Here is a 23,809-nt window from a genome sequence, read left to right as displayed (position 1 = left end):
GTAGGCCGTCGGGCATGACTTACCCGTAGCGCGCGCGTGGGCCGTCGAAGTGGCGCTCTAACGTCCGCGATGGTGTGATGTGGGCCACGCCATCAGCGGATATAAGTGGGTGTTTAGGTACAAAAGCTTGACGTCCTTAGTGATAGCTGCGCCACCACAGCACAGGACAATGCCCGTCATGAGCAGCTCGTCGAGTGGTTGAAAGATGGCGATGTGAATGTCGCCGGGTGCTGGCTGTGACTCGCCGGGCAGCCCCGGACGGCGGCAAGCGTGGTGGCCGTTTCGGGCTTCCGGCGGACCGACACCCCGCTGCGACGCCGTGGTCTGCTTCCTGGCTCAGCCGATCCCCTTGGGTGGGTCCGGCCCCTCTGGATGCCTACTTAAGGTCTTACTACGGGTGCGCCGCTAGGGACTTGAACCCCGAACCCGCGGATCAAGAGTTTCTGGTCGAGATTGCGCTGATCGCCAGGCCGAGGGTGTGCAGTGCAGCTCGGCAACGGAAGCTGCAGTGTGCGCGCAGAGAGTTGCCTCCCGTGTGCTGCTATCCGCCGCGGTCTTGCGGCCAGGTAGAGGCACACGGGACGGTCTCCGTGTCACGTCAGGGTCTGCAGCCCGCTGGCCAGATCGGCCTGCACCAACTCGTCGCGTTCCTCCTGGGTCAGCCACCGCGCCGTGGACCCTGTCGGGGCTCGCTCCACCCACAAAACGTCGTCGACCTCTTCGGCGATGGCGTGCAAGTGGCTGATCACCATGACCAGACGGTCGCCCCCGGCTTGTGCACGGAGGACTTCCAGCGCCGCATCGAGCGTGGTGGTGTCCAGCGCCGCGAAGCCTTCGTCGAGGAACAGCGAACCGAGGCGCGTACCACCGCGGGAATGCATCTCGGCTAGAGCCAGCGCGAGGGCGAGTGAGGCGAGGAATTTCTCTCCGCCGGAGAGCCGGTTGGGGTGGTGCTCGACGCCGGAGCCTCGGCTGACGATGTCGAAGGTCTCGGCGAAACCGAACTGGTCGTCGGACATCTGCCCGAGCAGGTCGGAGGCAAAGCCAAGCAGGGCACGGGTCCGCAGCGTGGTCAGGTGCCCGAGGAACTTGGCGTCAACGAGTTCGCGGCGCAGCACGCTCAACGTGTCCAGCCTTGTCTGGCCGGCGGTGATGGCGAAGTCCAGGTCGGCAGCTGGTCTGATCTGCTCCTGCGCGGTCTTTTGTTCCTCACGTCGTCTGGCGGCCTCGCTCTTTACGCGGCCGACGGTGGTCCCTAGGGCGATTAGCGCGTCCGGGTTTATCAGATCGATTGAGGCGTCCAAGCCCTCGATGCCGGAGAGATTCCTGGCATGCTCGCCGAGAGCGGCAACGGCGTCTGCTGCGCGCGAAGCACACCGGGCCGCATAAGCTTGTAGTTCGCGATCCAGTTCGGCGGTGGTCGTCGACAGGGCTGCGGCAAGCAACCTCAGGTCCCCGATGTCGGTGAGGTGCGTTTCGACGCGGGGCACCTCGATGTCTGCGGCCTGGTCGTTCTTCAGTCGGGAGGCAGCCTGCTGGGCGGCTTGGGACCAGGCGTAGAGGGAGGCTCGTAGCTGGCTTAGCGGGCGATCGATCGCGGCCGTTTCTTCCTGCTCGAGGGCGCGGTGCAGTCTGCTGATCTCAGCGGCGTCAGCGCGGGCTCGTTCTCGATCGTTGATGAGCTTCTGGACTTGGCCCGTGCGGGCGTTGATCTGAGCGGCCGCGGCGTCCGCTTCGGCTGCGGTGATAGAGAGCAGCTCGGCGGGCAGCACCTGTCGGAAGCGCGACGGCAGGGATTCGACGGCGGCGGTCAGCCGGCCGGTGGCGGCGGTGTTCCGCTTATTGGCGGCGTCTTTGTCGGCAAGTCCGCGTTCGTAGGTCCTCTTGCGTTGGGCCAGGGCTTTGCCGTCGGCGGCGATGGCGGCGGTGTGGCCGGCAGCTTTGGTATGTAGCTGTTCGGCGTGGCTTGCGGCGGCCTGTTCATGCTCGATGAGCGCGGTGATGATCGATGCGGCGAGATCCGTTGCGGCCTCGTCGTCGGCGGGGGAGGTGGTGAGTACCGCGATGGCCTGTTGGAGGGTTGCCTGGGCAGCAGCCGTGTCGAATTGGGCGTTTGGGACGGCGATGTTCGCTGAGGAGGAGAGTTCCTGCAGCATCGTGTCGGCGATGTCGGCGGCCTGTTTGGCGCGGGAGTCAGCCTTTCGGCATGCAGTTTCACGTTCCTTGATACTGGTCTGGGCAGCTGCTAGGTCAGCCTTAGCCTTGGCGACTCGGGTGTTGGCGTCCGCCAGCAGTTCCTGGGCGTCGTGCAGGCGTGTGTTCGCTTTTCGGATAGCTGCGGTGCCAGCTTTGCTCACGGGCTCGAAGTCGTCGGGAAGGGTCCTCTGGCACACCGGGCAGCCGTCGCCGGGGTGTAGGTCGGCGGCGAACTCGGCGGCGCGGTCGCGTGAGCGCAGGGATTCCAGGAGTGTCTGCGCGGCGGTGAGCTCCTTCTGGGCTTCCTCGGCGTGTTGTTTGGCTGGTGCGATGCGAACCTGGAGTTCATCCCTCTTTTGTTCCGCGGTCGATTGTGCCTGCGTGGCGTCGGCGACGTGCCGGGCCGCGGTCGCAGCTGCTGCTACCGCCTCGCGGGTTGCCGACACATGGCTGCGGACCTTCGCGCTGAGGTCAGCCGCTGACGCAGCGGCGGTAGTGAGAGGTTCGGCACCGCTGGTCCGGACCGCAAGTTCCTTCTGTGCGTCGGCGGTGTCGGTGGCTTCGGCGGCAAGCTGCTCGGCGGTCGCAGCCAGCCTGTCGCGTTCTGTCCGCTGTTCCTCGGTGCGGGCGGCGAGGTTTTCCAGCAATGCCGCCGCCTGGCCGAGCGCAGCGAGTCCTTCGCCATCGCGGTCCGCGCTCTCGATGGCTGAGGTGAGGTCGCCTTCGGCGGACGCCGCGTCGGTGGCGCGGCGGTCCAGATCATTGCGTCGGTCGGCGATCTGCGCGGCAACGGGCTCGAGCCGGTTCAGGACCGCTTCTGCGTCGGTGGTGGCGAGCGTTGAAAGGGTCTGTGCCTGCGTGCGTGCCGCAGTGGCCGCGGTTTCGGCCTGTGAGGCCTGTTTCTGCAACACCTTGACGGCGGCGATGGTGCTGTCCAGGCGGCCAGCAATTGCCTCGGCGGTTTCAGCGGCGAGGCGGGCGTCGTTCGCGGTTTTCTCGGGGTTGGCCGGCATGGTGTCTCGCTTCACCGTGGCCACGGCCATCAGCTGTTCGACGGAGTGCAGCTGGCGGTCGGCTTGAGCACGGACGGTCTCCAGGGAGTCGGCGCCGAACAGTTCACGGAGTAGTTTGGAGCGTTCCCTCATGGTGGCGACCAGCAGCCGGTCGAATCGGCCTTGCGGGAGCAGTGCTGTGCGCAGGAACGTCTCATCGTCCATATGCAGCAGGGTCTTGATACGGCTGTTGACGATGGTGGCGCCGTCGGCTTCTTCTCCGGTGTCCAGATTGTTCAGGTGGTGCCGGCCGGCGTTGGGGTTGGTGGCGTGGCTGGTGCGGTGCACCTGCCACCGCTCGTCATTGTGCAGGAAGAGCAGCTCGACGCTCATGGCCGACGCGCCGTCGGTGATGAGCTGGCGAGATGCCTTACCGTCCCAGGAACTCCTGCCGAACAAGGCGAACGTGATGGCCTCGAGCAGGCTGCTCTTGCCAGCGCCGGTGTCGCCGAGCGCGGCGACGAGGGTCTTGCCGGTGAAGTCCACGGTGACCGGGTTGGGGTAGCTGCGGAAACCGGTCAGTGACAGCGTCAAAGGCTTCATCGCGCACCCTCCGGCGAGGTGATTGCGGTGAGCAGGCCGGACCGATCGATTTCGTCCAGACCGGAGCCGGCGATGGCCGCAGTCAGTAGCGTCTCCTCGCAGCACGGGGAGGGGTCCTCCGGGTCCGGCTCGTCGCAAAGGGCGCCGAAGGCGGCCATTGCACGATCCAGGGCGACGCCGCTGGTGCCTCTGTCGTCCAGATACGAGCGGAGAAGCTCTTCGATGCCGGGCAGCTCTTCAGTAGCCGCGCTGCGGTCCAGCACGCGGTTCGCCGCTCCGGGGCGGATCTCGTCGATGATGACGAGCGTCGCTTCCGGAAGCATCTTCTGCAGGGTCTCGCCCAGATGCGCGTGGGAGGCTTCGGACTTCACCACCGCTTTCACCCACGCGTCGCCGACACGGCCGGCGCGTTGAGCGATCTCGTCCAACGTGCCCTCGAGTTTGACCAGGCGGCGGCCCGACGTCAGCGGTTCGGTGGTGATGCGGGGGTCGCGGCCCGGCGTGATCTCGGCCAGCACCACGCTTTTGGTGTCGTTGATCTCGCCGAAGTCCAGCTGCAGTGGGCTGCCGGCGTAGTAGGCCGGGAAGGGGGTGCTGGTGATCGCTTGAGGTTTGTGGATGTGGCCCAGGGCGCCGTAGGCGACGCCTGGTAGAGCTCCCGGTGCGACGGCGTAGTCGTCTGCGATGCTTATCGGCTTCTCCGAGCGGGAAGGGACGGCGCCTTCGACGAACAGGTGGGCAGCGTAGACCAGAAGGTGGTCCGGCCTGGCGTCAGCGGCCAGACGCTGGTGGACGTCGGCCTGGACGGTGCGCATTCGCTCGGCGTAGGTCGCGGTCGCTGTCGCCGGGTTGGCGAAGTCGTAGGCGAACCGATTGGGGTGCAGGTAGGGCAATGCGCCGATCCGGATGGTCGACTGTCCGTCGGAGGAGGGGTAGTCGGCGATGAGCAGCCCGTCGGGGCGGGCGTCGGTGGCGAAGCGGACCTGCGCCTGGGTCCTGTCCTGGGTGCCCATGTCATTCAGGATGAACTCCAGGAATGTCAGTACGTTGCGCGTGTCGTGATTGCCGGCGACGACGACCACCGGGGCGACTTGTCCGAGGCGGCGAAGCGTCTGTGCGGCGCGAACGATGTCGTCCAGCCCTGGCCGGGAGCTGTCGAACAGGTCTCCGCTGTGCACGATGAGATCGGGCCGGAAGTCGGCGGCGATATCGACGATCTCGGCCAGGACGGCGTCGAATTCGGCGTCGCGCCGGTGGCGGCCGATCTGGCGGCCCAGGTGCCAGTCGGAGGTGTGGAATACGCGTCCCGTCACGGGATGCCTCCAGAGGGAAGATCCGCGGGCTCGACGCCGGGGGCGACGACGCGGTCGGAGGGGTGTTGCAGACGACCGTACACCAGGACTCGGGAAAAAGTCTGGAAGTTTCGGGAAGACTGGTATGGTGTGGTCCATGAGTGATCCGTTGGACGCACTGGAAACGCGCATCAGCCAGCTGCGCCGCGCCATCCGTGACGCGACTGCGACCGGGGACGCTGAGCGTGCTGCGGAGCTGCGCGCCCAGCTTCGCCGCGCTGAACGGGCTTGGGACACCCTCGTCGACACTGATGACGCCTCAGAGGAGACGCGTGCGCCACAGTCGGCACCCGCGCTGAGAGTAGGGGGTTCGATGCTGCCGGCCCGGGAGCACGTGCACCGTGTCCTGATGCTGCTCGGCGTGCCAGCGGCGCCGAAGCTGATCGTCAGCGTGCATGATGCGTTCTTCCCCGGCGAGCTGACCTCGGCCAAACTATCCAGCCTGCGCCGTGATGAGGAGCGCTCCTACCGGGCGGCACCCGGCTCGCGGCCCTACTACCTATGCCCTGCACTGGCGTATGACCTGCTGTCCCCGGTGCGCGCACTCATCACCGTCAGCACCTGGACGGTGGAGCAGCGCATCATCGGCCCGCTGTCACCCCGCGTCGACTACCTCGCGAGTGCCATCCGCGTGGCCGAGGCGGTGCAGGCCGCTGCCGGGTCCGGCGAAACCGGCCCCAGTCCGGCGGCGCTGCGGCTACTGTGGCGTTTCGCGGCGAGTATCCCTGATGCGGCGCCGACGGGCCCATCCAGCCACGAGCGCCCTGTAGACCCGAGGCAGGTGATGGACGCCGCGGGCGCGGAACTACAGGTGCACATAGACGCCGACCGTGCCGACCGCGCGGCGGCAGGCCGGCGCGCCCACCGACTCACCGATGCCCAGCAGCTGTTCGGCACGCCGCTGGGTGACGTCAGCAAACTCGAAGCCGAAGCCTGACCCCCGCCAGCGATCCCCTCTTCCCCTTCAAGGATCCCGACACCGTGAAAGCAGCAGTCGACGAACGTCTCGACGGGCTACGCGGCTCTGCACCGCGCCTGACATACAGCGCCCGGTCTTTGGCCGCGCTGGAGAACAACCCCCGCTGCACGCTGCGGGCTGTGCTGGATGCTTCCGGCTCTGACAAGGCCGCAATCGCCGCGCACGCCGGCTTCCCGACGCCGTTCGGCCAGTCCCCCTTCGCTATCGCCCGTGGCAACGCCTTCGAAGCATTGGTCAAGGCCAACGGCTGCGCGGAGCTGATCCGCGTACTGCGCGAAACCTTGAAACTGACGCTTCCGGAGGTGGCGTATCAGGACCTGAACGATGTCGGCGGGAACGCCAGCCCTGAAGTCCGCTGCACCCGCACCCGACAGCTGCTGGTGAACACGGCTCTTGGGAAGTTTCCCGGAACGCTGTACGACCACCCAATGCTGCGTCTGCAGGTCGGCGGACACACGGTGTTCCTCGAGCCGGACCTGGTGGCGTTCCGCATCGAGGACCGGTTCCACGTTGTGGAGATCAAAAGCTTCCCGATCATCGATGACCAGGCCGACCCGGCCCAGGTCAAGGCGGCAACGACACAGGCCAGCGCCTATGTCATCGCGTTGCGCGCGATGCTGGCCGAGGCCGGGATCGGCCCGGACGCCGTGTCTGACACGATCGTGCTCGTCGCGCCCAAAGACTTCACCAACAGCCCCACTGCGGCGTTCGTCGACGCCCGCAAGCAGGTCGCCACGCTAACCCGCCAGCTTACTCGGATCGAGCGCATCGGCGACTTGGTGTCCCTGCTACCTGAAGAGCTCACGTTCGACCTCGCCGTCGATGAGGCTGGCAAGGCGCAGCGCCCGGCCGAAGAACTCGCCGCGGCGCTGGATCAGGTGCCTGCGCTGTACCGCCCGGACTGCTTGAGTCACTGCGAGATGGCGTTCTTCTGCCGGTCCCGCGCTCGCGCATGCGCATCGCTGGATGTGCTCGGCCCCACAGTGCGCGAACAACTCGGCGGAATCGACACTGCCACCATGGCCTTGGGTCTGGCGCGCGGCGAGCTCACCGCGGACGTAGACCAGGCCGAGATGGCCGCTGCGCTGCGACACGCTGCGCGCCTGCGCGCCGAGGTCCTCGGCCAGCCCGGCGGGGCGGGGGCTGCGGCATGAGCAAAGTGTCAGCGATGGCGCACCTGGAGGCGATGGAGCAGATGCGTGCGGTGCCGCTCACCGTCTTCCGTCACCGCCGCCTGTCGATCAAACCGTTGGTGATCGTGCCGCTGACCATGGCTGGCGAGGCCGGTGCCCCGCTGGCGGCGATGGCTGGGACGGCCCGGACTGCCCCGAAACTGCTGGTCGTCGACCAGCCACGTAACCGAGACCAGCGCTTCGCATTCGCAGCCGACCTGGGCCGGATCGTGATGGACTACATCAACTCCCACCGACTGCACCGCCGCGACGTCACCTCCCGCGGCGACGGCCCGACCTCCCGGTACAGCGACGCGCCCCAGATCTTGGTCCCGAACCCCGGCGGCATCAAAGTCTTGGCCGACCTGGGCCGGATGTGCCGGTTCCGCAAGACCGACGGCGACTATCCGGTGCAGCCGGTGGTGCCGCTCCTCGGGATGTGGCTGACGTTCCTGGCCGAGTCTGCCGAGCAGGCGGGCACCTCGATGTTGCTTCCGGTCACGGGAATGCTCGGTGAGCACTGGGCCACCGGTCAGAGCGTCATGGAGGACCAGAACCTTGCGTCGATCATGGGGTGGATCGCCCCGGCGGACGGTGTGAGCGTCGAGCAGGCGATCGCCGACGCCGAGAACCCGGCCGTGTGCCCACCGGCGGGACCGGCCACCTCGCCGGAATTCGACAAGACCTACCTTGCGCCGGCGGTGAAGCGATTCGACGACGCCCGGGCACTCGGCGACCCAACGGCGATCACCGCCGCCGAGACCGACCTGCGAGAGCTGATCGGCGAGCAGATCAAACCCACCTGGCGGCTGATGTGGTCAGCGATCTCGCTGCTCCGCGCCGTCCCGGAGGCACCGCGCACCGCTGCCCGGTTCGAGCGCGACCTCGCCTCCTTCACCGCCTACTCCGACTACCAGGACGAGGGAGCACTCCCGCAGCGCAAACGCGACGCCGCGATCGGCGCAGCACGACGATTGAGCCGCCTGGAGCGAGCCCAGGCCGATTTCGAGGCCGATATGGCCTTCGACGACTCCCTCGTGCTCGCCGACCTGCGCAGCGTTGGCGAGGCGTTCGCCGGCACCGTTACCGCCGCCGAGACCGACCGGGTGGTCACCACCGCAAAGAACCGACGGGTGCCCCGCCCGCGGATCACCGTGACCACCGATGACCCTGTGCGTCTGGCACCCGGAGTCATCCTGATCAGCCCGTCTATGCCGAACAACCACAAGGCGCTGATCATCTCCTCGGCCCCAGACGAGGAGTCGACGCAAATCACCGTCGAGATCACCGGCGGCATGGGCCGCGGCGTCGTCCCGCAGAAAGGCACTGTGCCGTCGCTCGGGCAGCGCATCGCCTACCTGCCCGACCCCGGTTGGCGGCCGACCCCGGTGTTCCCGGAACCGGACAGCATCCCCTGGACGCACAGCAGCCTGGCCGACGAAGACCCCGACACTGACACAGACGCCGCCGAAGGGTGGGGCGATGCAGACTGACCACGAGGCGCCGTTCGATCCAGCCGCAGCTGCGGACGCGGCGATCACCGCGATCATGGACGATCTGTCCCATACCAGCCACAAGGCGGTCGTTGTCGACTCCCCGCCCGGGGCTGGCAAGAGCACCCTGGTGGTGCGTGCCGCGGGCGAACTCGTCGACGGCGCCGAACGCCCGATCATCGTCGCGCAGACTAACAACCAGGTCGACGACCTGATGGTGCGCCTGGCCGCAGCACGGCCGGATGTCGTCATCGGGCGGCTGTCCGGCTCCAGTTACCTCCCGCCGCCGTCGGTATCGGATCCGGTGAACACCGTCGTCGGCAACACCCTGCGCGACTTGGCCGGCTGCCAGATCATCGTCGGCACCTCCGCCAAGTGGGCCACGGTCCGTGACGGCACGTTCGGCTGGGCGATCCTGGACGAGTCCTATCAGATGCGCTCGGACATGCTTCTGCAGATTGTCGAGCGGTTCGATCGCGGGCTCTTTGTCGGCGACCCCGGACAGCTGGACCCGTTCACAGTCGTCGGCACCGAGCGGTGGATCGGGTTGCCATACGATCCGACGCTCAACGGGGTAACCGTGATGTTAGAGCACAACAAGGGCATCCCCGTGCACCGGCTCCCGGTCTCGTGGCGGCTTCCCGCGTCAGCCGCGCCCACCATCTCCACGGCGTTCTACCCCTTCGAAGGCTTTCGCTCAGGCACCGGACCGGACACGCGCACGCTGGAGTTCCGCACTGCTGGATTCGGCGGCTCATATCTGGACGAAACGCTGACGATGGCGTTCACCACCGGATGGGCACTCCACGAATTGCCCCGCCGCCACGTTCCACGAACTGACGCCGAAACCATCCAGACCGCCGCCGATCTGGCCGCACGCCTTCTGGCTCGCGGCGCGGTCGGTGCTTGTGAACGCCATCCGGACGGTCGGCCCCTTTCCGCCGGCGACATCGCCATCGGCGTCGCCCACCGGGACCAGGCCGACCTGGTGCGCGCCGCGCTCGTCCGCACCGGCAACCCCGCCGCCCCGGCAGTGGCCGTGGACACCGCAAACCGATTGCAGGGCCGTGAGTTCGAGGTCGTCATCGTTGTGCATCCCTTGTCGGGACGCCGGGATGCCACCGGCTTCCATCTGGAGGCGGGGCGGTTATGCGTGCTCACCTCCCGGCACCGCCAAGCCTGCATCGTCGTCGCGCGCACCGGGATCAGTGATCTGCTGGACAGCCATGCCTCGACAGAGCCGGTGCACCTGTCGGTCGAGGCGAAGTTTCCCGACGGCTGGGAAGCCAACCAGGTGGTGCTGGCCAAGCTCGCCCAGCACCGTGTCGCGGCATAGAACCCATGTCGTGCAGGAAAGCCGACGTGAGTGGGTGTCGCTGGTAGTGACCGAGAGGGAATCAGATAGTCCGTCAGCCTTCTGGCAGCTTGTCGTCGTGCCTGGCACCATTTCCTACGGGGGCATCACCGTGTGCGTTCCGCCGCGAGCGAAGGGCGACCGCGCGATTTGGGGTCGCGAGCGACCTTCTCGGTAGCGATGGCATGATGATCTACTCGTCTGTTTCGTAATAGGTTGGCTTGATCGGGCCAGCATATGGAGGTAATTGGTGTCGGCAGTCCCGGATCGTGGGGGTGGCGGGGAGCAGGACTGGGTCGGCCGCCGCGCTGAACTCGGAACGCTGCTGACCTACGCGACCGCAGGAGTGCCCCATACGCAGCTCTACCAACGGATCATGGACGTCTTCCTCGAGGGGGCCGCCGCGTACCAGTCGCAGATGCGCCCCGAGGATGTGCATGCTCGGCTGCTTGAGTCGGGCTGGCCGACGAGCCTTGCCGTCGGCGACGTCGAGCAGCGGCTCGGGACGCTGTTCGAGTGGGGGAACCTTACCCAGCATTTCGACGACGACGGTGTCGCCACCGTCGATCAGTACGAGCGCAACGCCTACGTCTATGACCTCACCCCAGCCGGGGAGATCGTCCACGAGACGATCGTGTCGTTGGAGCAGAACCTGCGGAAGGTCGGCGGACTGCAGACCGTCCTGCTACGGCAGATCGTCGCCGTCCTAGATGTCCTGGTCGAGCAACTAGGGTCGACGACACCGGACGGTGAGGCCGTCTACACCCGTGCTGAGGAGCTGAAGGCTGCGTTCAAGGCATTGACCGGCAACGCGGCGCTGTTCATGCAGCAGGTGAACCGGATGTTGTCGGTGCCCCGGCTTACGGCTCAGGAGTTCCAGAGCTTCAAACGCGACACGATCGCCTACCTCGCCGGATTCGTCGCCGAGCTGGACGATCTTGCCCCCGATATCAGGGAACGTACCCGCAAGCTGGCGGCTGTCGAACCGCTGCGCAGGCGAGCGAACCTGCGTGCCGGGGCGAGAGCGTCCGGTCAGCGCGCCGTCGACGGCCGCGACGTGGTGACCGAGTGGGCCGAGGCTGCCGCTCGGCAGCTGGAGGCGGTCATCGCTTGGTTCAGTGACGACCCGGGCGCCGCCACGGGCGTGGGCGTGCTGGCCAACCGGACCAGGCAAGCCGTGCACGGCGTGCTGCGCGCCGCCGAGCGGATCCGGGAGGCCGGCACGCTGCCGTCGGCGCGCACCGGCGACCTGCTGCAGTTGGCAAGGATCTTCGACGAGGCCCCCGAGAGCGAACTGCACCATGTGTGGAAGGCCGCGTTCGGACTCACCCCCGCCGCCCACCTGCATGACATCCACCCGGACGTCGACACGGTGCCCGCCGGCATCGCCGCCGCGGACGCGCCGGCGATCGCCGTGACATTGCGGCTGAAGACCAACGAGCACGGCGAGACGGTGCGCCGAGCGCCCAATCTGGCCGACCACTCGGCAACCAAGCAGCTGCTCGCCCAAGATGCCCTGCAGGAGATAGCCCTGGCCGCCGCGACCGCCGACACCCTGACCGCCCTGGGCCGGATCCGGCTTTCGCAGGCGGACCTCGTCCTGGACCGCGACACCCTGAAACTGCTGGCGAGGTTGATCTCCCGGGCGGAGGCTAGCGAACAGAACAGCGAGGGGTGGCACAGCGTCGCCTCGGTCGACGGCCGGCTGCGCATCCGTCTGCGCGACCCGGATCCGATGGCTGCGGCTTGTGTGAAGTCCCCGGACGGCCGGTGGATCCTGCCAGACTACGAGTTGGAGGTCATCCCGACTCGACGCAGGCCGGCACCGTGATCGTCGACGTCGCGGCCCAAGAAGCCGCTGCGGCCCGGGCGCAGGCGATCCGCCAACTACTGGACTCCCCGATGGTCGGCCGCACCGAGAACGGGTTCACAGGCATCGCCGTGCATGAGAGCTGGCTGCGCGAATGGTTCGCCGAATCCTGCGGATGGATCCTGCACACCGATGTACGGCGGGGCTTCGCCAGACTGGCGAAGATCAGCTCCGCCGACGGGTACGCGCCGCCGGCGCTCGACGCCGGCGATCGGCCGTTCGACCGGCGCACGTATGTCCTGCTGTGCGCGCTGGCCGCGGCGCTGGGCGAGCACAGCCGTGCCAGGATTAGCTTGAAAGCAATCGCCGAGGCCGTAGCCGACATGACCCTGCGCGCCGGGGTGAGGACGTATGACCCCGACAACCCCAAGCGGGCCGTGGGCAGGGGGGAGCGCCGCAGACTCCTGCGCGCAATCGGGCTGCTGGAGTCCCTCGGCGTTTTGGCTGAGCGCCACCGCGTCGGCGGCGACTACATCCAGGACCGCGCGACCAACGTCGAGACCAACGTGCTCTACGAGATCGACGAGCGGCGCCTGGCGCTGCTGATCGCCGCACCGGTCCCGCCGGCCGCGGCGTCGTCCTGGACCGACCTGCTGAGCAGCGGACCCGGCGACGAACACGACGAACAGGACCGACCGGGACGGCATCGCCGAGCCCTGAACCGGGTGATGCGGCGCCTGCTGGACGACGCAGTGTGTGACATCGGCGCACTCGACGACGACGAGCGGCAACGTCTCACCGCTGATCGGCCCAGGATCAAAGGTTGGCTCGCCGAGGCCGGGATGGAGCTGGAGTGCCGGGCGGAGTATTGGGCGGCCGTCGACACGTCCGCAGCACCGGCCAGCATGATCCTGCCGAAGGACACCATCGTCTCCAACGCTGCGCTGCTGCTGGCGAGCTACATCGTGACGGAGCCCGGGCAGTGGGTTCGTGAGCGTCAGACCCACGACTTCATCGCGGACCTGTTCCGGGACCATCCGCGCTGGGCGAAGTCGTTTCGCGACGACGACGGGCACAGGCGGCTCACCGCCCAGGCTTTGAGGCTCTTGTCCAGGTTCGGGCTGGTCGCCCGCGACGCAGACGGCTGGCGGGCCAGCTCGGCGGCACACCGATGGGTGCTAAGCGTGGAGGCCGAATCGCTATCGGCAAGGCCGGATGCCGCCGTCGATGAGAACCAGCAGGCGTTGTTCCCGGAGGAAGATCTGTGACCGTCAATACCCTGACCCTGCCCGACGACATTCTGTGCGGCATGCCCGTTGCGCGGCTGGGACGGTGGCAGCCGCTGCGTGCGGGGATCGTCGGCGTGTTCCGCTACGACGTTCAGGAGTTCGTCTTCTACAACGGCCGGCTGCTGTTCCGCGGCGCCAACGGCAACGGCAAGTCGATGGCGCTGGAAGTGCTACTGCCCTACCTGCTGGACGCTGACATGTCCCCGGAGCGGCTGTCGACCTTCGGCGGACGCAACCGTGGCATGTACACCTGGCTGCTGGGCCACGACAAGACCGCCGCCCGGGAAAGCGCCCGCGGCTACGTGTGGATCGAGTTCGGCCGTGTCGGCACAGACGGTCTGCCAGAGTACTTCACGGCCGGCGCCGGCCTGGAGGCCACCCGTTCCGGCGGCAACGTCAACGCCTGGTATTTCACCACCACCGCCCGTTTCGGCGTGCAGCTACCGGGTTTCCGCCGCGGCACCGAACCGGTCAACAAGGACGGCCTGGGAACTCTACTTGCCACGGCCGCACAAGCAGGTCTGCCCGGGGCGATCCGCACACCCCAGAAGCACCGCGAGGAATGCAACCGCGTCCTGTACAGTCTGGACGCCCACAAGTACGAGGCGTTACGCAAGGCGCTGACTCAGCTGCGCCGCCCGAAACTGTCCGACGGCCTGTCGGAGAGCGGCTTGGCGGCGATCCTGCGCGACTCGCTGGCTCCACTGGACGCTGCCGTGATCGAATCGATCGCCGACGGGTACGACCGCTTGGACCGGCACCGCGACAACCTCCGCGAGCTCAACGAGATCCGATCTGCGCTGAGGACGCTGGAGCGCACCTACCGCGACTACGCGCGCAGTGCTTTGCGGACCCGAGCCCACGATCTGCTGGCATTGCACGCCGCCGTCGCCCGCGCGGACGAAACCGCAGGCAAGATCGGCAAGCGGGTGAAGGTGATCGAAGGCCAGATCGCTAACAACGGTGTCGACAGCGAGCGGACGCGCAGCAAGATCGCCGAGCAGAACGGCACTTTGGACGGGTTGCGGGCCAGCGAGGACTACCGCGAAGGCAAAGACCTCGCTCCGCTGCTGGAAGAAGTCAAAGCCAAGGAGCTGTACGCAGCGAACCTAAGCGCCGCCGCCGACACCGCCCGCGGGCAAGCCGGCACCGCCACCACCAGCGCGGGAACCCTGAAGACCGCAGCCGACCGCGCCCGAGGCAACGCCAACACAGCCCAAGACGCCGCCCGTAAGTCTGCGGAGGACGCAATCCTCGTCCGGGAAGCCCACCGGAACCTGGTCGACACATGCACCACCGGTGCCGAGCTGTCGGCGCAGGAACTGCAAGAGGCACAGCAGCAGGTCGATGACACAGCCGAAGACAGCCGCAAGCAGTTGAGCACGCTGACCCGACTCGTCGAGGCCGGCCGTAGCGCCCACGACTTGGCGACCGCGGCCACGACCCGGCGTGAGGAGGCCGAGGAGGCCGCCGAACTAGCAGAACAAGGACTGCGTGACGCCGAGGGTCATCTGCAGGAGCTGCTGGTCCACCTTGCCGAACTGACTAACACGTGGGCTGGCCGCAGCGGCCAGCTACTGCAAGGCGAACCGGCCCCGCCGTTCACTCCGGAGAATGTGGAGACACGGGCCAAGGCGTGGCTTCAGCGCGCCGAGCGGGCCCGATTGGCACAACTGTTCGCCATCGAACAAGGCATCCGCGGTGTCCGCCAAGCGCGTTCCACGCTTGCCGATCGCGCCACCGTAGGCACCCACGCCGCCGGACAAGCCCGTGCCGCCCTAGCTACCGCCGCGGACGCCCAACGAGATGCCGAACAGGCCAAAGACGACTGGACCGACAAGCTCCGAGGCTGGATCGACGACGCCGACCAGCTCCTTGGGGCCAGCACCGTTGAGCTGCCGGAGCTGACGGCGAACCCTTCGCAGTGGGCGCAGTGGCGAGACCAGGCGCGCCAGGCACACGCGAAGGCCTCAGCGCGGGCGCTGGAAGAACTGAACACCGAGCGCGCCGAGATCGGCACCGTGACCGGCCCCTTGGAAGCCGAAATCGAATCCCTCAACGTCGAGCTTCAGGAACTGACCATCGGCGGCCGGACCACACTGCCTGAGCCCTATACCCGGCGAACGGCGCGGGCCGGGCGGCCCGGCGCGCCGTTCTTCCAGCTAACCGACTTCCGCGATCCCGACCTGGATGCCGATCGTGCCGCCCAACTGGAAGCCGCTCTCATCGGGGCGGAGATCGCCGACGCCTGGGTCAGCCCCGACGGCCGGCTACTGACCGACAGCGGAACACCCCTGTGCGACATTCAGCTCGTCCCGGCCGGCCCCGCCAGCGCTACTCCGTTGTCGGCAGCTCTGAGATGCGACCCGGCCGGCGCACAGGCCGCCGGCGTCGACATCGACGTCGTGAACGCCATCCTTGACAGGATCACCCTGTGTGAAGACAACCAGGACGATGCCCGCGTCGGACTGGCGGTGGCCTGGAACGGCACATGGCGTACCGCGATCAGCCACGGGGCGCACACCCAGGACAGCGCGTACCTGATCGGTGAAGCTAGCCGAGAACGCGCCCGCCGCCGACGCATGGACACCATCGGGCGACTGCTGACCGCACTCGACAACCAACTCAGACCACTGCGCGAACAACTCGAAGCGCTGCAAACCCGCCAGACAGGCTTGGAACAAGCCCAGCAGGCCGCCGACGGCCAGGCCGACAGACTTCCCGACCCCGGACCGATGACCGATGCCGAGGCGAACGCCGGACTCACCCGAGGACTTGCCGACGCCGCCTGCCGCCTACTCGAACCCGCGATCCAAGCCATCACCACCGCCATCGCCGACGCGACGAGCCGCGCCCGAACTGCCCTGGGCGCAGCACGCTCCGGCACCACAGCCGCCCCGCTCCCAGCTTCCGACCCTGCGCCACCCCAGGCCGACATGGCCCCCCAAGAACTCCTGGCGGCCTTCCAGACTGCCGAGAACGCCGCAGCCGCAACGCTGACCGACACCGACGCAGCCATTGCCGAAGCCGAAGTGGCACTGGCCCGCCACCGGTCCCAACTGGCCGCCGAAGCAACAGCCCCCACCAGCGCCGAGCTGCCAGCGGCCCGCGCCGAACTGGCCAGCACCAGAGCCGCCGCCACAGCCGCAGGCCAGACCCTCGGCACGGCGACAACCGACGAAACCAAAGCCCTGGCCCACAGCCGGGACCAGCGGACCATCGCCACCGCTGCGCTCACCGCCGCGGGCCTGGCCGACCACGGCGAGGACCTGGAGGATATTCGGCGGCGGGTCGCAGCCTGGTACACCACAGCCCGTACCTACCTGCAGGAACTCGAGCGCGCCGAAGCCGCCGAACGGCAAGCCGCAGAAGCAGCCGCAACGGCCAAAGACTTTGCGCAGGACGCCCAGACAGCGGCAGACAACGCCGCCGGACCCAACGACGAAGCAGCACGCGCCCGAGCTAAATACACCGCGCTGCACCAACGGCTGGGCACCGCCTTCGGCGAGATCGAAGCCCTGATCGAACAGCAGGCGGCCGAGATCACGGAGCTGGAAAAACACCTGTCCGAACTGGGAGCAGCGCTCCCGCCGCTGCACGGCGAACTCGGCGCCACCAACGCCAAGGCCGACGAAGCCCGCCGCACGCTCCAGGAGTTGCGCGGCAAGCTCCCGGCCAAAATGGGAGCCCTGATTGCGGCCTGCGCGGTGCAGCTGCCCGCTGCTGCCGAATGGGACATCCCCGCGCCCCAGGATGCCGACCCCGAAGCGGCCCTGGCCACCGCGCGGTTCATCATCGACCTGGCCGAGGACGGCCGGCCCGCACCAGAGCTCGAAGACGCGGTCAACACCACGACCCGGGCCCGCCATGACGCCGAGGCGAGTCTGGGCAACCGGCTGACCCTGACCGAGAGATGGACTGACGGTGTCTTCGTCGTGGAGGCCAAACGTGGCGGGAACCTGCAGACCTTGCGCGATACCGCGAACGAGATCAAACAAGAACTGATCATCGCCGAAGGGCTGATCGAACGCGAAGAAGGCGAACTGCTCGAGCAGTTCCTGGACACCGACGTTCGCCGACAGGTCACTGCCCGCATCGACGCCGCAAAAGCCCAGAACAAGGCCATGAACGTGCTGCTGGACAACCACGGCACTAGCTCCGGGGTGAAGATCCTCCTGAAGTGGGTCCCCGACAAGGCCGCCGAAGGCTTCACCCCGGAGGTCGTCGAGCTTCTGGACGCCGAGTTCGACGCCTCCCCGACTTCCAAGGCCCGCCTCGCAGCCTTCTTCAAGGGCCGCATCGCCACCCTGCGCGCGCAGAACGACGGCCGCACATGGCGCGACCTGCTGTCGCAGATGCTGGACTACCGCACCTGGTACCGCTACGAGATCAAGTACAAGTACGAGGCCGGTGAGTGGACGAACCTGTCCAGCAAGGAACACGGAGCGCTGTCGGGCGGTGAGAAGGCTGTCGCCCTGCACCTGCCGCTGTTCGCCGCCGCCGCCATTCACACCACTGCGGCGGCCGTGCGCGACACAACCGACCCGACTCGGCCAGGATGCCCCCGCCTGATCCTGCTCGACGAAGTGTTCGCCGGCATCAGCGAGGACAACCGCGGCGGCCTGTTCGACCTGGTGCGCAAACTCGACATGGACCTCATCGCCACGAGCCCGGACGAGACCGGCATGTATAGCGAACTCGACGGTATTGCCGTCTACCACCTCATCAAGCACCAGAGCCTGCCCGGCACCCTGGCGGTCCGCAGCGTCTGGGACGGCTTCGACAGCCACGACCTGCTGGAAAGCGACATGGCTCGCGAAGGGTTCTGACCGCCATGCCCCCACCCGACCTCGACACGGCCTTCCCGAGACACAAATGGGACTGGCTGCGCACCGCTGTCCGCGCTGAACTGGAACGACGGCCCGACGCCACCGCAGTGACAGTCGCAGCCTCCGGACTGTCCGACGACCAGAGAGCCACCATCAAGTGGCTTCTCAAACTCGACGCCCCGCCCCAGCAGGACATCCGAGTCAGCCTGGCCAGACTGGATCGGGCACTCACCGAGAAGACCGACGCCGGCCTGCCCACCCGCATCCTGCTCGAAGCACTCGACGGAGAGCTCGACGACATCCCCCGCTTCAAGCAAGCCGACAAGCAGTCCCGCCTGGACGTGTGGGCGAACATCGGTGCACACCCGGCCGTCGCCACGGCACCCGCCCTGCAACAATGGCTGGAACAAGAAAGACTGCGCCGCGCGCTCCCAGCCGACCCACACGTTCGAGCCCTGCTATTGCAAGACGCTCTCACCGTGCTTCAGACACTCCCAGCGCAGCCCCGCATCGCACTGACCGTGCTCGCCGCCACCACCCTGGGCTCAGCTCACGCTCTGGACGAAGGCCCGCTGCCCGGCCTGATCCTGCGAGGGCTCGCTGCGCGCACCGGTGGGCCGCTGCCGGAGAACCGGGAGCAGGAGCGCGCGCTGTGGAACACGTTCGGGATCGTGCCCGATGAGCTCTCCAGCCGCGTTCTGGTCCACGGTCTGCGTCCAGAAGGCTCCGGCGCCCTCGCCCAGATTCTTCGCATCGCCGCTGATGCGGGCACCCCATGCGTGATCACACTGCAGCAACTCGACCGTCACCAGGACCAGGCAGGCGGGCAGTTGACGTCCGCCGGACAGCCGGTGTGGATCTGCGAGAACGTCGCTGTCATATGGTCTGCCGCAGAGGCCCTCGGATCGGCATGCCCTCCGATAATCTGCGTCGAAGGTTGGCCCAGCGCCGCCGCCGTACGGCTGGTCAACCACGTGGCTGCTGGGGGCTCTGAAATGAGATACCACGGAGACTTCGACAAATCCGGGCTCGAGATCACCAACTACCTGACGACTCTGGGAGCTGTGCCGTGGCGCATGGCAGCAGATGACTACAACGCGGCCGTAGCCGTCCGTCCGAGACTGTCGGCCATGGATGGGGACCAGCTGACCTGCCAGTGGGACCGCGACTTGCCAGCAGCCATGCGTACCGTCGCGCGGCAACTTGAAGAGGAACACGTTATCGCGGTGCTTGTCGAGGACCTCGCTAATACCCGCGGATGAGGTTGCCTGCTGCGATTCTGTCGACTTGTGCCGGCCGCGGCTCGCCTTACCGCCGATGCTAGATTTGATCAAGATCCTGTCACTGCTTTCGCGAATGGGTCGATTCAGCAGCGCTGAGACCTTTGATGTTGCAAGATGACGGCGTGCCCCTCGAAGACTATGAGAAGCAGGAGAAAGCGTTCCTGCGAGACCGCAGCTTGATCCAGATGCACTACCTTCCCGAGTCGGCCGACTATCCGCGCCACGGCATCATCCTTGCCGTCAAGATGCCGTTGCGGCGCATCGCCGAGACCTATGCTCGGTGCTTCAAACGGGAGAGTCACTATGACTCCCTGCAATTCGAGGCCGACGAACCGTCATGCCAGGCGGCCCTGCTGACCACCCGCCGGTTCGCGGCCCGCGGCAGCATTGTCGCCGGCGCCGCCGGATTCAGCTCGCAGTACTGGGCCGATCAAGGCGACCGCCTGGTGATGGCATGGGTCTGGATCCATCCCTACGAGCGTGGCCAGGGCCTACTGTGGCAGCACTGGGCAGAGCTGGAGCGCGAGTATGGCCAGTTCCTCGTCGCCCATCCATACAGCCCGGCCATGATCCGCTTCCTCATCGCACATCGAGACAGCATCGACCCCGAGCGGATCACCGCCAGTTACCGCACGGAGATCTACGGCACCGATGGCAGCAACTGATATCAGTGGCGTGTGACGGTGACGGTCTGCGCGACGCTCGACCGATTGCGGGTGCGCCGGACGAGACGTGCTCCGGAGGCTTCACCGGGAGGCAAGCCGGGGATGAAGGCTCCACTTGTTGCGGACGCCTTGTTCCTGCGACCACAGCACGTGGCCAGAGCGCAGCAATGACCAGCCGTGCTGTTCCACGGGCATCAGCTCGCCGACGTTGAGCTGGCCGAGTAACTTCATCATCGACCGGGCAGTGACAATGCCCTGGCGTTGACTGCGCGCAAACGCGCTGGCAAAGCCTTCGGAGCGCGCCTGAACCTCAGCCTCGCCGCCCATATCGTTGATCTCGCGCCACCATTTGCGAGCGTCACGTTCCCGGTCCACGGCCGACATCACGCCGTCAGCGGGAGCAGCCTGCGCCCAATAGCGCGCCGACCTCCGTGCCGCCTGATCGGACTCGAACTTCCGCCGCCACTGGTTCCCCTTGGCAATCTGAGCCGCAGTCATCATGACGGCGATAGCCGGCGTCGGACACACGAACACCTGTAGGCGACCGTAGCCCTTCCACTCGGCGTGCGTGTAGTCCACCGCTTGGGCGGCCCATTGGAAGTAGCCGGCGTCGCCGACATGGTGTTCCGGGAGCTTGAACTCGACGCCGAATGCGGGGTTCTCATCCTTCCACGGGGTCGTGTCCCGTGGTCGAAGGACGGCGTCGATCCGCACGAGTTCCCCGCTCCAGTAGCGGCCCGGGACCTCGCGGTCGATGTGGAACCAGGGATCGAGAAGCCCCAAGACGTGGTCTGACAGGACTTGCTCGCTGGGGAAGCTGCCGGGTTCGGGGAGTATCAACGTTGCCGGGTAGTCCACTTCATCTCCCTGCCCGCCGCTTAGCGTAGAGAAGTGTTCGAAATCCTACAGATCCCGCGTGTCGTCAGATGCTTCTTGATAGGGCTGCCACATGAAGGCCGGCACCGGCGAACCTCACGCCGTACGCGTCTACTTGGCATCGGCGCTACGCCTATGCTGCTCGGCGGCAGTTTCCCGGAAGATCGAGCGCCACCTCTCGCCGTCGGCGCTAAGGGTCTTGATCGCATGACAATTCGGGCAGACAGCGATCATGTTGGCGGGATGGTCAGGGCCGCCGAGCGCGAGGTCGACAACGTGATCGACCTGGACTATCGGCTTCCCGGCTGGCGTGAAGTGCTGGAATCGGGGATGCTCGCACTCCGGGTTCTCGCAGAAGCCGCCGGAGCGCTGGATGACCAGCTCGACCGCCTTCGGATCACGATATGGCTCCGTGGTCACCGTCGTGATCGTCTCGGGTCCTACACGATGCGCGGCGCGGTATTCCAGCAAGCCTAAGGCGGCGGCATAGGGATTCTCACTCAGTTGGTCCAGCAGTCGGTTGAGAGCGCGGCGGTTGTCGGCGCTGTCGAGGCGGTAGATGGTGCTGCGGGTCTTCATGACGCCGACCAGGTCTGCGGTCGGGTTCGCTGAGCCGAGCCAGCGGACGGGACGGCGACGCAGGTAACCGTCCTCGTCGACGCCCAGATCACCGGTCTGATCGTAGAAACTGCCGGCGACGGTACCGAAGCGGATCTTGCCGTCGTTGACCACGGCTACGGTGTCGCCGGTCTGCATGACGTTGATGAAACTGCCGATCATGGCGGCGGTCCGTTTGACGCCGGCCTTGGTCTTGGCCGGATAGCATTCGGTGACCCGGTTCTCCAGTTCGGCGTCCGTGATGCCGGAGTGCAGGGGCGGCCGGTGACCGGGCGGAATCCGACTCCGCAGAAGCTTCCGTCCTCCCACTGTGGGAAGCGGTCCTCGCCGACTTTTCCAGCGCGCATGACCCAGATCGTGCCCGTGCCGTTAGCAGTCATGATCCAGGCGCCCCCTGATGCTTGACGAACTTGGGTGAGGCGCGTTGCGATCGATCGCCACGCGCCATGAATCATAGCTCTGTGACCGAACCCAGCCAGTGTCGTGCACGTGGATTTCCGTGGTGTCGGGCGGGGCGGTGGGATTGCCTGGCCGAATGCCATCGACGGCCGTGTTCTTCGCCTCGCCGATGACGATGTGGCCGTCGACGATCGCCCACAGGTCGACCTCGAGATCGGTTTCGCCTTGCCGGCGCACGATGACCTCGGGCATGTGCAGGAAGGAGCGGGCGGTCGCGGCCAGTTGGTTGAGGGCGAGGATCGGGACGTGGATGTTGTTGTCCAGCGCCAGGCAGACAATCTCGTCGAGGCTGTAGAACCATTCAGGCTCGTGGGCTGCCGAGGTCCAGGCGCCGTCGGTGATGGCGTTGTGCTGTCGGCAGCGCGGACACCAGTAGCCATTGCCGATGTCGGCGAGATGGTAGAAGGAGGAGTCGGCGCACAATCGGCATCGCAGCACCCCACGCGGTGGGCGATTCCGCGGTCCAGGAACCGGTCGATCAGGGCGCGTCGCGTCAGACATTGGAGCGGCAGCCTGGTCAGGGCCCGGTGTGGATGTGCGCCGCCCACAGGACCGGTGCGTTCGCATACCGTTCGCGCATTTGGCGCGTCGCGTGATGGAGCGCGAATGCGGACCGGTCAGGCCCCGGCTGTGCCGATCCGTCGCTGGTCAGATGGCGGTAGAAGTCCGGGGCGATTTCAGCGGCGGCGCGGTCCTCGACCGACCATAGCGTGCCAATTACATGGCGGTATCCTGCGATTTGGAACGCGCCGGTGATGTGAAGCGACTCATCGGCCATCCGAGGGTTTGTGGTTGCCGTCTCGCAGGCAGACAGAAAACTCAGTGAGGCGCTTAGTTCCAGGGCCCTGATCTTGGCGACGGTCAGCGGGCTCACTGCATGGTCGGCGAGGATCAGCTGGCTGCAGGCTGGGTCGAGGCGGTCGGCACGACCGTGGCACGCGAAGTGCACCATTGAAGATCCACCATCCTGAAGTGGCTGTTCAGGGGGCTGGCATGGCTGGGTTCGTTGGTGCTCGTGCTGGTCGTGGGCGGCTGTCTGTGGTCTCGATCGTTTGACGTTCGGCCGTTTCGGGGTCGCGGGGCGGGGTGCTGTTCCTACGCTGGGCCGTTATGACGGATTCCGTGATGCTGGGCCGGATCGCCGCTCGGCGTGCCGAGCTGGATCTCCTGGAGGAGGAGCTGGTCAAGCGGCTGGCCGATGTGCGTGTTGAGCGGGACGAACTGGTGGTGGCTGAGCGCGTCGTGCAGCGGATCAGCGAGCAGGGCTTCGGCGAGTACCTGTCGCTGGCGCCCGCACTGCCGGAGGCGCAGGTCGGCGGCCGGTCGGTGCTGCTGATCCCGGCCCGTGTCGGCGACCTCGATACCGAGGCGCTCCCGCCGGACTACCAGCGGATCTTGGCCATCGTGCGCGAGGCGGCCGGGCCGGTGAAGGTCAAGGAGGTCGGCGGGAGACTCGGCCTGCCGGTGGAGGTGCGGGGCAAGCTGGAGCCGCTGCGCGGGAAGATGAACAAGCTCGCCGATCGCGGCTGGCTGCGCAAACTCGGCGACGGCCGGTTCGTGATCGCGTTCTGAGGCGCTCTGGCAGCACTCCTTACCGGCGCGGGATCACATGCGGGTCGTGGAATAGCCGTTGGCCTGCACGTGAACACGGGAGTGCGTCACGTGGTCGGCGGCTGTGGGGACGCGGGACCGTGCCTCGGGCTGCTCGGTGTCGTCCCGCATACGGAGGATTATGCGGGTACTGATTTCACCCCAAAGCGGGACGGCGGTCGGAGCCGCGGGTAAGGGGCGTCCCCGGTGTCCATCGACGTTGTGTGACGAACACCAACGAACGTTCCG

The 23,809-nt window shown here is 67.0% G+C and carries 15 protein-coding genes and 1 pseudogene; 10 read left to right on the top strand and 6 right to left on the bottom strand.

Features of this window, described 5'->3' with window-relative positions; translation table 11 throughout:
- Positions 1-593 precede the first annotated feature (593 nt).
- Both IZR01_RS07770 and IZR01_RS07765 read right to left on the bottom strand, forming a co-directional pair.
- Entirely contained in the window at positions 594-3,791 is a 3,198-nt protein-coding gene (locus tag IZR01_RS07770; protein WP_194923417.1) for an AAA family ATPase, read from the bottom strand.
- Positions 3,788-5,104: a metallophosphoesterase family protein gene (locus tag IZR01_RS07765; RefSeq protein ID WP_194923416.1), complete on the bottom strand. Its 1,317-nt coding sequence runs from the start codon at positions 5,102-5,104 to the stop codon at positions 3,788-3,790. Before IZR01_RS07765 ends, IZR01_RS07770 begins: the two co-directional genes overlap by 4 nt.
- 136 nt (positions 5,105-5,240) lie before the next feature.
- Between IZR01_RS07765 and IZR01_RS07760 the strand changes: the two genes are divergently transcribed.
- The 9 genes from IZR01_RS07760 to IZR01_RS07720 all read left to right on the top strand — a co-directional run bounded on the left by IZR01_RS07760 (position 5,241) and on the right by IZR01_RS07720 (position 20,017).
- Positions 5,241-6,080, top strand: a complete 840-nt coding sequence (locus IZR01_RS07760; RefSeq protein ID WP_194923415.1) for a hypothetical protein — start codon at positions 5,241-5,243, stop codon at positions 6,078-6,080.
- A 44-nt stretch (positions 6,081-6,124) separates the two neighbouring features.
- A complete protein-coding gene (locus IZR01_RS07755) occupies positions 6,125-7,276 on the top strand; it encodes a hypothetical protein (protein WP_194923414.1) in 1,152 nt (383 codons plus the stop codon).
- Entirely contained in the window at positions 7,273-8,787 is a 1,515-nt protein-coding gene (locus IZR01_RS07750) for a hypothetical protein (protein WP_194923413.1), read from the top strand. Before IZR01_RS07755 ends, IZR01_RS07750 begins: the two co-directional genes overlap by 4 nt.
- Entirely contained in the window at positions 8,777-10,123 is a 1,347-nt protein-coding gene (locus IZR01_RS07745; protein WP_194923412.1) for an AAA domain-containing protein, read from the top strand. Before IZR01_RS07750 ends, IZR01_RS07745 begins: the two co-directional genes overlap by 11 nt.
- Before the next feature lie 268 nt (positions 10,124-10,391).
- Positions 10,392-11,972, top strand: a complete 1,581-nt coding sequence (locus tag IZR01_RS07740) for a TIGR02677 family protein (protein WP_194923411.1) — start codon at positions 10,392-10,394, stop codon at positions 11,970-11,972.
- On the top strand, positions 11,969-13,219 hold the full coding sequence (locus IZR01_RS07735) for a TIGR02678 family protein (protein ID WP_194923410.1): 1,251 nt from the start codon (positions 11,969-11,971) through the stop codon (positions 13,217-13,219). The genes IZR01_RS07740 and IZR01_RS07735 overlap by 4 nt, the downstream gene beginning before the upstream one ends.
- Positions 13,216-18,069 carry an SbcC/MukB-like Walker B domain-containing protein gene (locus tag IZR01_RS53030; RefSeq protein ID WP_194923409.1) on the top strand — a complete coding sequence of 1,618 codons (4,854 nt, stop codon included), beginning with the start codon at positions 13,216-13,218 and terminating at the stop codon, positions 18,067-18,069. Before IZR01_RS07735 ends, IZR01_RS53030 begins: the two co-directional genes overlap by 4 nt.
- Before the next feature lie 5 nt (positions 18,070-18,074).
- Positions 18,075-19,331, top strand: coding sequence for a TIGR02679 family protein (locus tag IZR01_RS07725; RefSeq protein ID WP_194923408.1), 1,257 nt, complete (start codon positions 18,075-18,077; stop codon positions 19,329-19,331).
- Positions 19,332-19,474: 143 nt separating this feature from the next.
- A complete protein-coding gene (locus IZR01_RS07720) occupies positions 19,475-20,017 on the top strand; it encodes a hypothetical protein (protein WP_194923407.1) in 543 nt (180 codons plus the stop codon).
- Positions 20,018-20,098: 81 nt separating this feature from the next.
- Here IZR01_RS07720 and IZR01_RS07715 read toward each other — a convergent pair whose 3' ends face one another.
- From IZR01_RS07715 to IZR01_RS07700, 4 genes and pseudogenes are all read right to left on the bottom strand, one after another.
- Positions 20,099-20,875 carry a hypothetical protein gene (locus tag IZR01_RS07715; protein ID WP_194923406.1) on the bottom strand — a complete coding sequence of 259 codons (777 nt, stop codon included), beginning with the start codon at positions 20,873-20,875 and terminating at the stop codon, positions 20,099-20,101.
- A 129-nt stretch (positions 20,876-21,004) separates the two neighbouring features.
- Complete coding sequence (locus IZR01_RS53025; protein ID WP_323746940.1) at positions 21,005-21,820, bottom strand: DUF8426 domain-containing protein; 816 nt, start codon at positions 21,818-21,820, stop codon at positions 21,005-21,007.
- Positions 21,821-21,880: 60 nt separating this feature from the next.
- The gene (locus IZR01_RS07705; RefSeq protein WP_194923405.1) at positions 21,881-22,393 is read right to left on the bottom strand and encodes a hypothetical protein; all 513 of its coding nucleotides are present in this window, start codon (positions 22,391-22,393) and stop codon (positions 21,881-21,883) included.
- 94 nt (positions 22,394-22,487) lie between these two features.
- Positions 22,488-22,931: pseudogene (locus tag IZR01_RS07700) on the bottom strand (CHAT domain-containing protein); the annotation flags it as partial.
- A gap of 149 nt (positions 22,932-23,080) precedes the next feature.
- Here IZR01_RS07700 and IZR01_RS07695 point away from each other — a divergent pair.
- A complete protein-coding gene (locus IZR01_RS07695) occupies positions 23,081-23,542 on the top strand; it encodes a hypothetical protein (protein WP_228559025.1) in 462 nt (153 codons plus the stop codon).
- The last annotated feature ends 267 nt before the right edge of the window (positions 23,543-23,809 follow it).

The organism is Catenulispora pinisilvae (genome assembly GCF_015356865.1).
Lineage (GTDB): Bacteria > Actinomycetota > Actinomycetes > Streptomycetales > Catenulisporaceae > Catenulispora > Catenulispora pinisilvae.
The sequence above is the reverse complement of the archived record's forward strand: the minus strand, read 5'-3'. Positions and strand labels throughout refer to the sequence as shown.